The sequence below is a fragment of the Streptomyces lydicus genome, from assembly GCF_004125265.1.
Lineage (GTDB): Bacteria > Actinomycetota > Actinomycetes > Streptomycetales > Streptomycetaceae > Streptomyces > Streptomyces lydicus_C.
Genome location: NZ_RDTE01000003.1, coordinates 4,508,004 through 4,523,817, shown reverse-complemented (window position 1 = coordinate 4,523,817; position 15,814 = coordinate 4,508,004). Strand labels below are relative to the sequence as shown.

The 15,814-nt window shown below is 68.8% G+C and carries 12 protein-coding genes and 1 pseudogene; 5 read left to right on the top strand and 8 right to left on the bottom strand.

The features are described from left to right. Positions 1-25: 25 nt before the first annotated feature. The 8 genes from D9V36_RS22220 to dnaA form a co-directional block, all read right to left on the bottom strand. A complete protein-coding gene (locus tag D9V36_RS22220; protein WP_129295325.1) occupies positions 26-709 on the bottom strand; it encodes a DUF3566 domain-containing protein in 684 nt (227 codons plus the stop codon). 15 nt (positions 710-724) lie between these two features. Beyond that, positions 725-3,349: a DNA gyrase subunit A gene (gyrA, locus tag D9V36_RS22215; protein ID WP_129295324.1), complete on the bottom strand. Its 2,625-nt coding sequence runs from the start codon at positions 3,347-3,349 to the stop codon at positions 725-727. A 50-nt stretch (positions 3,350-3,399) separates the two neighbouring features. After that, entirely contained in the window at positions 3,400-5,430 is a 2,031-nt protein-coding gene (gene gyrB / locus D9V36_RS22210) for a DNA topoisomerase (ATP-hydrolyzing) subunit B (RefSeq protein ID WP_431357688.1), read from the bottom strand. A 323-nt stretch (positions 5,431-5,753) separates the two neighbouring features. Then, positions 5,754-6,290: a DUF721 domain-containing protein gene (locus D9V36_RS22205; protein ID WP_129295322.1), complete on the bottom strand. Its 537-nt coding sequence runs from the start codon at positions 6,288-6,290 to the stop codon at positions 5,754-5,756. After that, entirely contained in the window at positions 6,287-7,423 is a 1,137-nt protein-coding gene (gene recF / locus D9V36_RS22200; RefSeq protein ID WP_129295321.1) for a DNA replication/repair protein RecF, read from the bottom strand. Before recF ends, D9V36_RS22205 begins: the two co-directional genes overlap by 4 nt. Before the next feature lie 72 nt (positions 7,424-7,495). After that, entirely contained in the window at positions 7,496-8,374 is an 879-nt protein-coding gene (gene gnd / locus D9V36_RS22195; protein ID WP_088798836.1) for a phosphogluconate dehydrogenase (NAD(+)-dependent, decarboxylating), read from the bottom strand. A gap of 183 nt (positions 8,375-8,557) precedes the next feature. Next, complete coding sequence (gene dnaN, locus D9V36_RS22190) at positions 8,558-9,688, bottom strand: DNA polymerase III subunit beta (RefSeq protein WP_088798837.1); 1,131 nt, start codon at positions 9,686-9,688, stop codon at positions 8,558-8,560. A 1,127-nt stretch (positions 9,689-10,815) separates the two neighbouring features. Further along, positions 10,816-12,780 carry a chromosomal replication initiator protein DnaA gene (gene dnaA, locus D9V36_RS22180; RefSeq protein WP_129295320.1) on the bottom strand — a complete coding sequence of 655 codons (1,965 nt, stop codon included), beginning with the start codon at positions 12,778-12,780 and terminating at the stop codon, positions 10,816-10,818. Between the two features lie 378 nt (positions 12,781-13,158). Between dnaA and rpmH the strand changes: the two genes are divergently transcribed. From rpmH to D9V36_RS22155, 5 genes and pseudogenes are all read left to right on the top strand, one after another. Beyond that, on the top strand, positions 13,159-13,296 hold the full coding sequence (gene rpmH / locus D9V36_RS22175; RefSeq protein WP_003949374.1) for a 50S ribosomal protein L34: 138 nt from the start codon (positions 13,159-13,161) through the stop codon (positions 13,294-13,296). A gap of 24 nt (positions 13,297-13,320) precedes the next feature. Next, a pseudogene (rnpA, locus tag D9V36_RS22170) lies at positions 13,321-13,680 on the top strand (ribonuclease P protein component); the annotation flags it as partial. A 95-nt stretch (positions 13,681-13,775) separates the two neighbouring features. Next, positions 13,776-14,093: a membrane protein insertion efficiency factor YidD gene (gene yidD, locus D9V36_RS22165; protein WP_006604423.1), complete on the top strand. Its 318-nt coding sequence runs from the start codon at positions 13,776-13,778 to the stop codon at positions 14,091-14,093. Between the two features lie 3 nt (positions 14,094-14,096). After that, positions 14,097-15,239 carry a membrane protein insertase YidC gene (gene yidC, locus D9V36_RS22160; protein WP_129295319.1) on the top strand — a complete coding sequence of 381 codons (1,143 nt, stop codon included), beginning with the start codon at positions 14,097-14,099 and terminating at the stop codon, positions 15,237-15,239. Positions 15,240-15,253: 14 nt separating this feature from the next. Next, on the top strand, positions 15,254-15,760 hold the full coding sequence (locus D9V36_RS22155; RefSeq protein WP_129295318.1) for a protein jag: 507 nt from the start codon (positions 15,254-15,256) through the stop codon (positions 15,758-15,760). Positions 15,761-15,814: the final 54 nt, after the last annotated feature.

Below are 15,814 nucleotides of genomic sequence, written 5' to 3'. Positions count from 1 at the left end.
CCCCGAACACCCTTCCGTGAAGGGGTCACTCATCCTCGGCGAGGGTGAGCTCCACCCCGCCGACGAAGCCCGCCGACAGGTTGTAGATGAACGCCCCGAGGGTGCCCAGCGCGGTCGCCAGCACCACGTCGATCACCGCGATGACCGACGTGAACAGCACCACCCGCGGCAGCGACAGGAACGACTGCAGATCGAAGCCGGCGCCGTCGCCGGAGCCGGTGGCCTCGCTGATCGTCCCGCCGACCGTGGAGAAGACGCCCATCGCGTTCATGACCATCCACAGCACGGCGGCGGCCACGACCGTGCAGATGCCCAGCGCGATGGAGAGCAGAAAGCTGACCTTCATGACCGACCACGGATCGGCACGCGCCACCCGCAGCCGGGCCTTGCGGGTGCGCGGGACCGTGCCGACGCCCGTACGCGGCCGGCGCACCGCCTGCCCGCCGCCGCCCTGCCCACCGCCGGTGGGGTACGCCTGAGGCGGCTGGTACGGCTGCCGGGAGCCGTCCTCGGCGGCCTGTCCCTCGGGCTTCGGCTGCGGTTGACGGGTATCGGTCACGGGTCCCCCCTGGTGTGAGCCCTCGTCTCGGGGGCCGGTGTCAGAAACGGCAGAGCCACGGGCGCTGTCCTCCGTCACGGTTGCGGGTCCGGACGGGGAGTCCTTCTTCGCTCCCGATCCACCCGCCGCAGCGCCCGTGGCTCCACTCACGACCTACTCCTCGTGCTACTCCGCCGGGGGCTGCTCGCCCTCGGCCTCCGTGGGCACGGTCTCCTCGGCCGCGTCGGCCTCGTCGGGCGCCTCGCCCCCGTCGACCTCTTCGGCTTCACGACCGGCCTCGGCGTTCCATGCGATGCCGACGACGGCATCACGCTTGCCCAGGTTGATCAGTTGGACGCCCATGGTGTCACGGCCGGTCTCCCGCACTCCGCTGACCCGCGTACGGATCACGCCACCGCCGAGCGTCACCGCGAGGATCTCGTCGCTCTCCTCGACGACCAGCGCTCCGACCAGCGAACCCCGGTCCTCCACGATCTTGGCGGCCTTGATCCCCAGACCGCCGCGGCCCTGGACGCGGTACTCGTCGACCGCGGTGCGCTTGGCGTAGCCGCCGTCCGTGGCGGTGAAGACGAACGTACCCGCGCGGACCACGTTCATCGAGAGCAGTTCGTCGTCCTCGCGGAAGCTCATGCCCTTCACACCGGAGGTGGCCCGGCCCATCGGGCGCAGTGCCTCGTCCGTCGCGGTGAACCGGATCGACTGGGCCTTCTTGCTGATCAGCAGCAGGTCGTCGTGCTCCGAGACCAGCTCGGCGCCGATCAGCTCGTCGTCGGTGCCGTCCTCCTGCTCGCGCAGGTTGATCGCGATGACACCGCCGGAGCGCGGCGAGTCGTAGTCCTTGAGCGGCGTCTTCTTCACCAGGCCGGCCTTGGTGGCGAGCACCAGGTACGGCATGGCCTCGTAGTCGCGGATCGCCAGGATCTGCGCGATCTGCTCGTCCGGCTGGAAGGCGAGGAGATTGGCCACATGCTGACCCCGCGCGTCCCGGCCCGCGTCGGGCAGCTCGTAGGCCTTCGCGCGGTAGACCCGGCCCTTGTTCGTGAAGAACAGCAGCCAGTGGTGGGTGGTGGAGACGAAGAAGTGGTCGACGATGTCGTCTTCCTTGAGCTTCGTGCCCCGCACGCCCTTGCCGCCGCGCTTCTGCGAGCGGTAGTCGTCGGTCTTCGTCCGCTTCACATAGCCGCCACGGGTGATCGTGACGACGATGTCCTCCTCGGCGATCAGGTCCTCGATGGACATGTCGCCCTCGAAGGGCACCAGCTTGGAGCGCCGGTCGTCGCCGAACTTGTCGACGATCGCGGCCAGTTCCTCGCTGATGATCTGGCGCTGCCGCTCCGGGGAGGCCAGGATCGCGTTGTACTCGTTGATCTTGCGCTGCAGCTCGTCGTGCTCGGCGGTGATCTTCTGGCGCTCCAGGGCGGCCAGCCGGCGCAGCTGCATCTCCAGGATCGCGTTCGCCTGGATCTCGTCGATGGTCAGCAGGCCCATCAGGCCCTCGCGCGCCACCTCGACCGTCTCGCTGCGCCGGATCAGCGCGATGACCTCGTCGATCGCGTCCAGCGCCTTGAGCAGACCGCGCAGGATGTGCGCCCGCTCCTCGGCCTTGCGCAGCCGGAACTTCGTCCGCCGGACGATGACCTCGATCTGGTGCGTCACCCAGTTGCGGATGAACGCGTCCAGCGAGAGCGTGCGCGGCACCCCGTCGACCAGCGCCAGCATGTTCGCGCCGAAGTTGGTCTGCAGATCGGTGTGCTTGTAGAGGTTGTTGAGGACGACCTTGGCGACCGCGTCCCGCTTGAGGACGATGACCAGGCGCTGGCCCGTGCGCGAGGAGGTCTCGTCGCGGACGTCCGCGATGCCACCGATCTTGCCGTCCTTCACCAGGTCGGCGATCTTCTGCGCGAGGTTGTCCGGGTTGACCTGGTAGGGCAGCTCGGTGACCACCAGGCACTGGCGGTTCTGGATCTCCTCGACCGCCACCACGGCGCGCATGGTGATCGAACCGCGGCCCGTGCGGTAGGCCTCCTCGATGCCCTTGCGGCCCACGACCAGTGCGCCGGTGGGGAAGTCGGGGCCCTTGATGCGCTCGATCAGCGCGTCCAGCAGCTCCTCGCTGGAGGCCTCGGGGTGCTCCAGCGCCCACTGGGCACCGGCCGCGACCTCGCGCAGGTTGTGCGGCGGGATGTTCGTCGCCATGCCGACCGCGATACCGGCCGAGCCGTTGATCAGCAGGTTGGGGAAGCGCGCCGGCAGGACCGTCGGCTCCTGGTTGCGGCCGTCGTAGTTGTCCTGGAAATCGACGGTCTCCTCGTCGATGTCCCGCAGCATCTCCATGGAGAGCTGCTTCATCTTGCACTCGGTGTACCGCATGGCCGCGGCCGGGTCGTTGCCCGGGGAGCCGAAGTTGCCGTTGGAGTCCACCAGCGGCATCCGCATCGACCACGGCTGCGCCAGGCGCACCAGGGCGTCATAGATCGAGGAGTCGCCGTGCGGGTGGTACGTACCCATGACGTCGCCCACGACGCGGGCGCACTTGTAGAAGCCCTTCTCGGGGCGGTAGCCGCCGTCGTACATCGCGTACAGCACGCGGCGGTGCACCGGCTTGAGGCCGTCCCGCACATCGGGCAGCGCACGCGAGACGATGACGGACATCGCGTAGTCGAGGTAGGAGCGCTGCATCTCCGTCTCGAGCCCGACGGGCTCGACACGCATCCCGACGCCTTCGATGGCGGCGGGCGCGCCCTCGGCGGTCACGCCGTCCGGGGTCACAGGGGGGTTCTCGTCGGCCATGGTGGTTCAAAGTCCTTTCGAGCTGCGGCTGTTGTTCGGGCCGACAGGGCTCAGATGTCGAGGAAGCGGACGTCCTTGGCGTTGCGCTGGATGAACGAGCGGCGCGCCTCGACGTCCTCGCCCATCAGCACGGAGAACAGGTCGTCCGCACGGGCCGCGTCGTCCAGCGAGACCTGACCGAGGACCCGGTGGTCGGTGTCCATGGTCGTGATGCGCAGCTCCTCGGCGTTCATCTCGCCGAGACCCTTGAACCGCTGGATCGAGTCCTCGCGGATCCGCTTGCCGTTCTGCTTGCCGAGCTCGATCAGCGCGTCCCGCTCCGCGTCGGAGTAGGCGTACTCGAAGTCGTCCCGGCCCCACTTGATCTTGTACAGCGGCGGGCGGGAGAGGTAGACGTGCCCCGCCTCGACCAGCGGCCGCATGAAGCGGAAGAGGAAGGTGAGCAGCAGGGTGTTGATGTGCTGACCGTCGACGTCGGCGTCCGCCATCAGGATGATCTTGTGGTAGCGGAGCTTGTCGATGTCGAAGTCCTCGTGCACGCCCGTGCCGAACGCCGAGATCAGCGCCTGGACCTCGTTGTTCTGCAGGATCTTGTCGACCCTGGCCTTCTCGACGTTGAGGATCTTGCCTCGGATCGGCAGGATCGCCTGGTACTCCGGGTTACGGCCGGACTTGGCCGAGCCGCCGGCGGAGTCACCCTCGACGATGAAGATCTCGCACTTCTCGGGGTCGTTGGACTGGCAGTCGCTCAGCTTGCCCGGCAGCGACGCCGTCTCCAGCAGGCCCTTGCGGCGGGTCAGATCGCGCGCCTTGCGGGCGGCCACCCGCGCGGTCGCGGCCTGGATGCCCTTGCGGATGATGTCCGCGGCCTCGTTGGGGTTGCGGTCCAGCCAGTCGTTGAGGTGTTCGTGGACCACCTTCTGGACGAAGGTCTTCACCTCGGTGTTGCCCAGCTTGGTCTTGGTCTGGCCCTCGAACTGCGGCTCGGCGAGCTTGACCGAGATGATCGCCGTCAGACCCTCGCGGATGTCCTCACCCGTGAGGTTGTCGTCCTTCTCGCGCAGCAGCTTCTTGTCGCGCGCATAGCGGTTGATCAGGCCGGTCAGCGCGGCGCGGAAGCCCTCTTCGTGGGTGCCGCCCTCGTGGGTGTGGATGATGTTCGCGAAGCTGTAGACACCCTCGCTGTACTGGGTGTTCCACTGCATCGCCAGCTCGACCGAGAGCTGGCGCTCCTTGTCCTCGGCGTCCACCGAGATCACCGTCGGGTGCACCAGCTCGCCCTTGCGCGAGTTGAGGTACGTCACGAAGTCGACGATGCCGCCCTCGTAGTGGTACCGCACCGAGAGCGGCTTGCCCTCCTCGTCCACGTGGTCCGGGCGCTCGTCGGTCAGCGCGATCGTCAGACCCTTGTTGAGGAACGCCATCTCCTGGAAGCGCCGCGACAGCGTCTCGAAGCTGTACGTGGTGGTCTCGAAGATGTCGCCGTCGGCCCAGAACGTCACCGACGTGCCGGATTCGTCGACCGGCTCGTGCTTGGCCAGCGGCGCGGTCGGGACGCCGAGCTTGTACTCCTGCGTCCAGCGGTGGCCCTCCGTGCGGACCTCGACCGCCACCCGCTGCGACAGCGCGTTCACGACGGAGACACCCACGCCGTGCAGACCACCGGAGACCGCGTAGCCGCCGCCGCCGAACTTGCCGCCGGCGTGCAGCACCGTCATCACGACCTCGACGGCCGGCTTGTTCTCCGACGGCACGATGCCTACCGGGATACCGCGGCCGTTGTCGACGACGCGGACGCCGCCGTCGGCCAGGATCGTGACCTCGATGGTGTCGGCGTGCCCGGCCAGCGCCTCGTCGACGGAGTTGTCGACGACCTCCTGCACGAGGTGGTGCAGACCGCGCTCACCCGTCGAGCCGATGTACATGCCGGGGCGCTTGCGGACCGCGTCCAGGCCTTCGAGGACGGTGATCGCACTGGCGTCGTACGACTTCTCCACCGCGGAGTCGCCCAGGGCGCCGGCCGGAACCCCCTCTTCAGTAGAAGCCGTGTTGTTCTCGTTGAGGTCGCCGGAGTCGGCCACGAAGCGCCCTTTCTGGCACAGCACGAGCCCTTCCGCGCCTGCGGGGATCACCCCTGGGAAGACAGGCGGGCGGGGCTGCGTCGTTCGACATGTTCCGCGAGTGGGCGGAATTGGCACCAGTCTACCGGTAGCGCCGACACTCATGGGGGTTTGCAGGCACCTGAGTCGTCATGTGCCGCCCTGAACTGGCGTCCGCCGACTCCCCATATCCGAGACGGGGGCCCAGGACGCTCACACGGGCACTCAGCGCTTCGGACTGTCAACCGGCGGCTACCGTGAGCGGAGTCTCATCCGTCTCACCCGTAGAGGGGGGTCACAGGGGGTCAGCCGTAGGTGTCGCCGGGGCCCTTGCTGCCCGGTGCCCGCAGCGATCCGTACCGGCGGGCGGGGCCCCCGGGACCCAGCACCTTGATCACCTTTACGGTGCCGTGGCCCAGGTCCTCGTTGAGGCGGGCCACCAGCGTCGGGGCCAGCAGCCGCAGCTGCGTCGCCCAGGCCGTCGAATCGCACTGGACGGTCAGGATCCGGGCGTCCTCGTCGTACTTCTGCGGCTCGCAGTGCTGCGCCACCTCGGGCCCGACCAGCTGCGGCCAGCGCCCCATCACCCCGCCGACCGCGGCCGGGGTCTCCCAGCCGCGTTCCGTGATCAGCCGGTTGATCGCCGCACCGAGCGGCAGCGGGTCGCGGCCGTCCGCCCGCGCGCCGGAGCGCAGGCCCCCGCGCTTGGCCTGCTTCTTCTGCTGCGCGGCCGCGCCCCGCGCACGCGCCTGCTCCTTGGCGGCGACCAGCGCCTGCCGGGCCAGATCCACACCGGAGAGCTCAGGGGAAGGCTTGGACGGGCCGGGCTGCTCCTCGCTCACAAGGTCACCTTCTCCGCGGCGCCGCCGGACACCGCATAGCGCGCCCCGGCCAGCGCCCCCGGCACATCGTCGTCCACCGCCGCCGTCACCAGCACCTGCTCGCCCGGGGCCACCAGCTCCGCCAGCCGCTCGCGGCGCCGCGCGTCCAGCTCGGCGAAGACGTCGTCGAGCACCAGCACCGGCTCATTGCCCTCGGCCCGCAGCAGGTCGTACGAGGCCAGCCGCAGCGCCAGCGCATACGACCAGGACTCGCCGTGGCTGGCGTACCCCTTCGCCGGGAGCTGCCCCAGCTTGAGCACCAGATCGTCGCGGTGCGGGCCGACCAGCGTCACCCCGCGCTCGATCTCTCCCTTACGGGCCTCGCCGAGCGCCGCCAGCAGCACGCCGTACAGCTCCTCGCGGGTCCCGGCGGCGGCCATCGCCTCGCCCGCCGAGCCGCGGTACTCCAGGGCCAGCGGCCCGCCGCCCGGCGCCAGCTGCTCATAGGCCTTGTCCGCGAGCGGCTGCAGCGCGGCGATCAGATCGAGCCGCTGCGCCAGCAGCTCGGCGCCCGCGCGGGCCAGATGCTGGTCCCATACGTCCAGCGTCGACAGATCCATCTGCCGCCCGCCGTGTCTGCGCGCCAGCGCCGCGGTCTTCAACAGGGTGTTGCGCTGCTTGAGGACACGGTCGTAGTCCGAGCGCACCCCGGCCATCCGCGGCGACCGCGCGGTGATCAGCTCGTCCAGGAACCGCCGCCGCTCGCCCGGATCGCCCTTGACCAGCGCCAGGTCCTCCGGCGCGAACAGCACCGTCCGGACGATCCCCAGCACGTCCCGCGGCTTGACCTGCGACGACCTGTTGATCCTGGCGCGGTTGGCCTTGCCCGGATTGAGCTCCAGCTCGACCAGCTGCTGCCGCTCGCCCTGGACGACCGCGGCCCGGACGACCGCCCGCTCGGCGCCCATCCGCACCAGCGGGGCGTCCGAGGAGACCCGGTGGCTGCCGAGCGTGGCCAGATAGCCGACCGCTTCGACCAGGTTGGTCTTGCCCTGGCCGTTGGGGCCCACGAAAGCCGTGACGCCCGGGTCGAGCGGAACCTCGACCCGGGCGTACGAGCGGAAGTCGGCGAGGGACAGGTGCGTGATGTGCATGGCTGGGCGCCGACCTCCCCCGGCGGGTGCCACCGGTCTACTCCGGCGGTTACTGCTTCTTGCTGCTTCTCGTTACTTCTTGTTCTCGACCGCGTGGCCACCGAACTGATTGCGCAGCGCGGCGATCATCTTCATCTGCGGGGAGTCGTCCTGACGGGAGGCGAAGCGCGCGAAGAGCGAGGCCGTGATCGCGGGCAGCGGCACGGCGTTGTCGATCGCGGCCTCGACCGTCCAGCGGCCCTCGCCGGAGTCGGCGGCGTAGCCGCGCAGCTTCTCCAGGTGCTCGTCGTCGTCGAGGGCGTTGACGGCCAGGTCGAGCAGCCAGGAGCGGATGACCGTCCCCTCCTGCCACGAGCGGAAGATCTCGCGCACGTCCGTGACGGAGTCGACCTTCTCCAGCAGCTCCCAGCCCTCGGCGAAGGCCTGCATCATGGCGTACTCGATGCCGTTGTGGACCATCTTCGCGAAGTGTCCTGCGCCGACCTTGCCGGCGTGCACCGAACCGAACTCGCCCTCGGGCTTGAGCGCGTCAAAGATCGGCTGCACCTTGGCGACATCGTCCTTGTCGCCGCCGTACATCAGGGCGTAGCCGTTCTCCAGGCCCCAGACGCCGCCGGAGACACCGCAGTCGACGAAGCCGATGCCCTTGGCCTTCAGCTCCTCGGCGTGCTTCTCGTCGTCGGTCCAGCGGGAGTTGCCGCCGTCCACGACGATGTCGCCCGGCGACAGCAGCTCGGCCAGCTCATCGATCGTGGACTGGGTGGCGGCGCCGGCCGGCACCATGACCCAGACCACCCGCGGCCCCTTGAGCTTGTCCACCAGCCCCTGAAGGCTGTTGACATCCGCCACGTCGGGGTTGCGGTCGTAACCGATGACGGTGTGGCCGGCGCGGCGAATGCGCTCGCGCATATTGCCGCCCATCTTGCCGAGACCGACGAGACCGAGCTCCATCAGAGACCCTCTTTGCACGTAGTCGTTGCTGTTCGTACCCGGGTCCGAGCCTACGCCCGCAGGTCCGCGCACACCTGTGGGCTCAGCCGCTCATCAGGGGCCCTTCAGCCGGTCGCCGCACGGCGCGCGGCCGGGGCGCCGTCCGGTGTCCGCCGGACGGCCGTCACCCCTGCGCTCCGGTCGTCAGCCCGAGAGCCGCACCGGCATGATCAGGTACTTGTACGCGTCGTCCGCCTCGGCGTCCTTGGCCGGCCGGCCGCTCAGCAGCGCGGGCTTGGTCGAGGTCGTGAAGGACAGCTGTGCCACCGGGGAGTCGATGGCCGACAGGCCCTCCAGGAGGAAGCCCGGGTTGAAGGCGATCGAGATGTCGTCGCCCTCCAGGTCGGCGTCCACCCGCTCCACAGCCTGTGCATCGTCGCTGGAGCCGGCCTCCAGGATCAGCACGCCCTGCTCGAAGCTCAGCCGGACCGGGGTGTTCCGCTCGGCCACCAGCGCCACACGCTTGACGGCCTCGACGAACGGGGCGGTCTCGATCACGGCGACCGAATTGAACTCGGTCGGGAAGAGGGTGCGGTACTTCGGCAGGTCGCCTTCCAGCAGACGCGTCGTCGTCCGCCGCCCGGCGCCCTCGAAACCGATCAGGCCCTCGCCCTGGCCGGAGCCGGACAGCGCGAGCGTGACGGTGTCTCCGCTGCTCAGGGACTTGGCGGTGTCCAGCAGTGTCTTGGCGGGGACCAGCGCGACCGCGGAGGCGTCCGGGCTCTCCGGCTTCCAGAGGAACTCGCGCACCGCGAAGCGGTAGCGGTCGGTGGAGGCCAGGGTGACGGTGTCGCCCTCGATCTCGATCCGTACGCCGGTGAGCACCGGGAGGGTGTCGTCACGGCCGGCGGCGATGGCGACCTGGGCGGCGGCCGCGGCGAAGACCTCACCGGGGACGGTGCCGGTGGCGGTGGGCATCGTCGGCAGGGACGGGTACTCCTCCACAGGAAGGGTGTGGAGGGTGAAGCGCGAGGAGCCGCAGACGACGGTCACCCGTACACCGTCGGTGGAAATCTCCACCGGGCGGTTGGGGAGCGCACGGCAGATGTCGGCGAGCAGCCGGCCGGAGACGAGGACCGTGCCCTCCTCTTCCACCTCCGCTTCCACCGAGACCCGCGCGGAGACCTCGTAGTCGAAGCCGGAGAGGCTCAGCGCGCCCTCCTCCGCCTTCAGCAGCAGGCCCGCGAGGACGGGCACCGGCGGACGGGCCGGGAGGCTCTTGGCCGCCCAGGCCACTGCCTCCGCGAGTACATCGCGCTCCACCCGGATCTTCACCGGAAACCGCCTCCTGCTGTTGCTGGCTCTCGCCCTGCTGGCCTTCGTCGTCGGCTGGGTTGCCGGAGACCAGTCTGACGCACGCCACCGACAGTCGGTGCGGCTCGGGGTCAAGTCGGCACGACCGGTGCCGGACGTCCGGCGGCCAACTTGTGCACAGGCCCCGTTTCCGAACGAGTTCCCCGGTAGATATCCGTGGTCGTAGTAGTAGGGGCTGTGGAAACCGTGGACAACTGCTTTTGCGCAGGTCAACACGGATTTTTTGTCCACTGCCCCTGTGGGCGGCGGTGGTGGAAAAGCCGGTGGTTCTGTGGACCGCCGGAAGTTCTGCACACCCGATGCACAGGGGACGGGTACTTCTCCCCAGCGCCATCCCCAGCTTTACCCCCGTTCCCCACAGCCCAATCCATCACCTTGGTGTGACCGCTTTCACTCGGCCCGGTGAGGGCGGGTGTTGTGTTGCCGAACAGTGGACAGCGATGTGGAGAAGCCGGTGATCGTTGGGGACAACAGCGGCTTGCCTGTGGGCGGGCGGTGGACAAGACGCGGTCTCCCCTGTGGACGAATCCGCTGTCCACACCCTGTGGAAGAAGGTTGGCCACAAATCCACACGCGGCTGACCTCCTCCGATGCCCCGTCAGCACACCGGCCTGTGGATCCCACAGGGATAACTTTCCCCTCCCCAGGATGTGGACGGAAGATTCTTGCCCAATCTGTGGAGAGAGGCCGTGACCGGCCGCGGAATCGAACACGGCAGGTGCGCTCCACAGGTTTGGGACGGTGGCGGGGCGGATCGGAACGGGCCGCCGCAGCGGCCAGGAGGCGTCTCGGGCCGGCTGCGGGAGCGGCGCATGACGCGTTCAGGAGCACTCGGAAGCCTCGCTCGGGCGCACACAGGGAACGGGTGCGGGCAGCGGTCAGAGGGAGGCCCGGGCGCTTCGTCTGCGGAGCGGACACGGGCCTGTCCTGCGGTAAGACACGGGCGCTCGGTCTCCGGGCAGGCACGGTCCCCGGGCAGGCACGGTCTTCGCCGAACGGCCGGCCCCGTATGACGAAGGGCGCTGCCGGAACGGATCCGGAGCGCCCTGGGACGTCCTGCGGTGGCCGTGGAGCAGCGGTGACCGGCCTCAGCCGTTCTTGATGCGGTTGGTCAGCTCGGTGACCTGGTTGTAGATCGAGCGCCGCTCGGCCATCAGCGCGCGGATCTTGCGGTCGGCGTGCATCACGGTCGTATGGTCCCGGCCGCCGAACTGCGCACCGATCTTCGGCAGCGAGAGATCTGTCAGCTCGCGGCACAGATACATGGCGATCTGGCGGGCGGTCACCAGCACCCGGCTGCGCGACGAGCCGCACAGGTCGTCGATGGTCAGCCCGAAGTAGTCGGCCGTCGAGGCCATGATCGCGGTCGCGGTGATCTCCGGCGCGGCGTCCTCGCCCCCGGGGATCAGGTCCTTCAGCACGATCTCGGTCAGCCCCAGGTCCACCGGCTGCCGGTTGAGCGAGGCGAACGCGGTCACCCGGATCAGCGCGCCCTCCAGCTCGCGGATGTTGCGCGAGATCCGGGACGCGATGAACTCCAGCACCTCCGGGGGCGCGTTCAGCTGCTCCTGGACGGCCTTCTTGCGGAGGATCGCGATCCGGGTCTCCAGCTCGGGCGGCTGGACGTCGGTGATCAGACCCCACTCGAAGCGGTTGCGCAGCCGGTCCTCCAGGGTGACCAGCTGCTTGGGCGGCCGGTCACTGGAGAGCACGATCTGCTTGTTCGCGTTGTGCAGCGTATTGAAGGTGTGGAAGAACTCCTCCTGCGTCGACTCCTTGCTCGCCAGGAACTGGATGTCGTCGACCAGCAGGATGTCCATGTCGCGGTAGCGCTTGCGGAACGCGTCCGCCTTGCCGTCGCGGATGGAGTTGATGAACTCGTTCGTGAACTCCTCCGAGCTCACGTACCGCACCCGGGTGCCGGGGTACAGACTCCGCGCGTAGTGCCCGATGGCATGCAGCAGATGGGTCTTGCCGAGACCGGACTCCCCGTAGATGAACAGCGGGTTGTACGCCTTGGCCGGCGCCTCGGCGACGGCGACCGCGGCGGCGTGCGCAAAGCGGTTCGAGGCACCGATGACGAAGGTGTCGAAGAGGTACTTCGGGTTCAGCCGCGCGGTCGGCTCACCGGGGCCGGTCGCCGGTGCGGGCTGCGCGGCGAGCGGGCTGGGCGCACCGCTGGGCGCGGGGAGCACGGCGCCGGGACCGCCCGAGCGGCCGTTGTGCCCGCCGGGCTGGTGCTCGGAGAGGTCGCGGCGCGGCTGGTCGTAGGGGGAGCGTGCGTCGGAGTGCTGCGGCGGCCCGCTGCGGTCGGGCGCCTGTCCTCGGTAGTCGTTCTGCCGCTGCTGATGCTGCGGTACATGGGACGAAGGGGAGGCATAGGGGTCGCGCTCGGGGTAGCCGCCGAGGTGCTGCTGCTGCCAGCCGTAGTCATCGCGCGGGCCGGGGCCGCCGGCCATACCGGAGGAGTGCTGCGGCCAGCCGCCCGGCTCGTGCCGGGGCTGCTGGTAGTCCGGATAGGCGGGGCGCACGCCGGGCAGGTCCTCGCCCTGGTGCCCGTAGCCCTGCCGACTGTCGTGGCGGCTGTCGTGCCGGTTGTCGTGTCGGCTCTCGTGGCGGCTGTCGTGCCGCGCTTCGTAGCCGTCGTAGGCATCGTGTTGCTGCGGTGCCTGATGCGACTGCTGAGAGTGCGGGGTGTGCTGCTGAGACGGCGCCTCGTGCTGAGGGGGCTGGTGCTGCGGCGACTGGTGCGGGGGCGCGGGCGGTGCCGGGGGCTCCTCGGAGGAGTTGTCAACGGTGATCGCGATCCGGATCGGGCGGCCGCACTCATGGCTGAGGACCTCCCCGATCAGCGGCGCCAGCCGGCCTTCGAGCGCAGTCTTGGCGTACTCGTTGGGGACGGCGAGCAGCGCGGTGTCGGCAACCAGCGCCAGCGGCTGGGTGCGCTTGAGCCAGTCCTGGTCCTTGGGCTTGATCCCGTCGATCTCCGCACGAAGGAGATGATCGAGCACGCGCGGCCACACTGCGGCAAGATCGGCAGGTACATCAGCCACGGGGCACGCTCTCTCAGCAGTCCCACGAATGTGTGATTCTCAGGACGGGCGGGAAGGAATCGGGGTTCAGCCACGGTAGTCAGGGCGGGCCTGGGGATTCAAGTTGTTGTCCACAGGCTGTGCATAGTGTGTCCTGACAAGAGGCCGGTCGGGGCCGCCGAGGAGCCGGTTTGACCGGATGGCGTAGCCGCGCGTACCGTGACCAGGTCGAGTTGTCGATGGCTGCTGCCGCCTGCCTCCGATGGGCAAAGATCACGCTCGAGTGATCGTGTAGCGGTGCACTTAGGCGTTGCGAGCTACTCGTGGGCGCACGGTGACAGCCAGTCGACGCCCCACATCTGTCTCTCCTGAGACAACAAGCATTCCTGGAGCCCCCGAGTGAGCAAGCGCACCTTCCAGCCGAACAACCGCCGCCGCGCGAAGACCCACGGCTTCCGTCTGCGCATGCGGACCCGCGCCGGCCGCGCGATTCTCGCGTCCCGCCGTGGCAAGGGTCGCGCCCGCCTGTCGGCCTGAGCAGCCTGAACCTAGGTCCATGACGTGCTGCCTACCGAGAATCGGCTGAGGCGGCGCGAGGACTTCGCGGCCGCGGTACGCCGGGGACGCAGGGCCGGGCGCCCGCTCCTTGTCGTTCATTTCCGCAGCGGTGCAACGGACCCGCACGGGTCGGGGGAGAGTGTTCCCCCGGCACGTGCGGGTTTCGTCGTGAGCAAGGCAGTGGGCAACGCTGTCGTGCGCAACAAGGTCCAGCGCAGGCTCCGGCATCTGATGCGCGACCGGCTGGACCGGCTGCCCGCCGGTAGCCTGGTTGTCGTACGGGCCCTGCCCTGCGCGGGTGATGCGGAACACGACCAGCTGGCCCGCGACCTGGATGCCGCCCTTGAGCGGCTGCTGGGAGGGGTGCCGAAAGGCTGCCATCCCCCGGGGGCCGTCACCGGCGGCGGCTCCGCCGCTGGCCCCCGGAACCCCGGACGGGACCCGGGAGGGAGCGCACAGTGAAGTACCCGCTGCTGCTTTTGATCAAGATCTACCAGTGGACCATCAGCCCCTTGCTGGGACCGGTCTGCAAGTACTACCCGTCGTGCTCGCACTATGGCTACACGGCCATCGACCGGCACGGTGCGGTGAAAGGGACTGCGCTGACAGCCTGGCGCATCCTGCGATGCAATCCGTGGTCGCTCGGTGGCGTCGACCACGTCCCTCCCCGGAAGCGTCCGGTTTGGCATCAGCGGCTGAGGAGCCGCCTGGGCGGGCCCACCGTCCCTGAGCCTGTCGCCCAGCCCGAGACTCAGCCCAACGCCCAAGGAGCCTGATTCGTGGACACGATCCTCGGTCCCCTCTATATCGCTGTTTCCTGGATCATCGTCCAGTTCCACTCGTTCTACAGCCTCATCTTTGACAAGAACAGTGGCGCGGCGTGGGGTCTGTCCATCGTCTCGCTGGTGGTGCTGATCCGTATCTGCCTGATCCCGCTCTTTGTGAAGCAGATCAAGTCGACGCGGAACATGCAGGCGCTCCAGCCGAAGATGAAGGCGATCCAGGAGCGCTACAAGAACGACAAGCAGCGCCAGTCCGAAGAGATGATGAAGCTCTACAAGGAGACGGGCACCAACCCGCTCTCGAGCTGTCTCCCGATCCTGGCGCAGTCGCCGTTCTTCATCTCGCTGTACCAGGTCCTGAGCCACATCGCGCAGAACAAGACGGTCGGCGTCATCGACCAGCCGCTGCTGGAGAGCGCGCAGAAGGCGCACATCTTCGGTGCGCCGCTGGCGGCGAAGTTCATGGACAGCGCGGAGAAGATCCAGAGCCTCGGTGCTTCCGTGGTCGACGTCCGCGTGGTCACGATCATCATGATCGTCCTGATGTCCGCGTCGCAGTTCTACACGCAGCGCCAGCTGATGACCAAGAACGTCGACCTCACGGTGAAGACGCCGTTCATGCAGCAGCAGAAGATGCTGATGTACGTCTTCCCCATCATGTTCGCCGTCTTCGGCATCAACTTCCCCGTCGGTGTTCTCGTCTACTGGCTGACCACCAACGTGTGGACCATGGGCCAGCAGATGTTCGTCATCCGTCGTAACCCGACCCCGGGCAGCAAGGCCTTCGCGGAGCGCCAGGAGCGGCTGCGCGCCGCCGGCAAGATCGTCGAGGACCCGGCCGTCGTCGAGGCGAAGCAGGCCGCCGAAGAGGCGCGCCAGCACCGCCAGCAGCCCAAGCGCCAGACGAAGTCCCAGCGGCAGACCGGCAGCGCAGCACCGGCCGGTGGTGCGCAGAACCGTACGCGCGCCGGATCCGCTTCGGGCGACACGGGCGCCGGACAGGGTGCTGTGAAGAAGCAGTCGCTGGAGAAGAAGGACGCGCAGGAGGGCAAGGAGAAGGGCGGCGCCTCCGGGTCCCGCACCGCCAAGTCCGGTCAGCGCAAGGGCCAGCAGCGCCCCAAGCACCCGTCCAAGAAGTAAGAAGGAGTCCTTTCGTGACGGACACGACCCCTGCCACCAAGGGCACCGACACCTTGACCCGCCTGGAGCAGGAAGGCGAGATCGCGGCCGACTACCTCGAGGGTCTGCTGGACATCGCCGACCTCGACGGTGACATCGACATGGATGTCGAGGCCGACCGTGCCGCTGTGTCGATCATCAGTGACTCGACCAGCCGTGACCTGCAGAAGCTGGTGGGCCGCGACGGTGAGGTGCTGGAGGCCCTGCAGGAGCTGACCCGGCTGGCCGTGCACCGTGAAACCGGTGACCGCAGCCGTCTGATGCTGGACATCGCCGGCTTCCGGGCGCGTAAGCGCGAGGAGCTTGCGGAGATCGGTGCGAAGGCTGCGGAAGAGGCCAAGGGCACCGGTGAGCCGGTGAAGCTCGACCCCATGACGCCGTTCGAGCGCAAGGTCGTCCACGATGCGGTGGCGGCGGCCGGGCTCCGGAGCGAGTCCGAGGGCGAGGAGCCGCAGCGCCGAGTGGTTGTTCTCCCGGCCTGACCACTCAGCGCTCCCGTTTTTCTTTGGCCCCGTCTGCTCGCAGGCGGGGCCAAA

Coding starts and splice junctions, on each gene's coding strand:
- recF (WP_129295321.1), bottom strand. CDS start 7,423: ATGCACATCACGCACCTGTCCCTCGCCGACTTCCGCTCGTACGCCCGG.
- gnd (WP_088798836.1), bottom strand. CDS start 8,374: ATGGAGCTCGGTCTCGTCGGTCTCGGCAAGATGGGCGGCAATATGCGC.
- gyrA (WP_129295324.1), bottom strand. CDS start 3,349: ATGGCCGACGAGAACCCCCCTGTGACCCCGGACGGCGTGACCGCCGAG.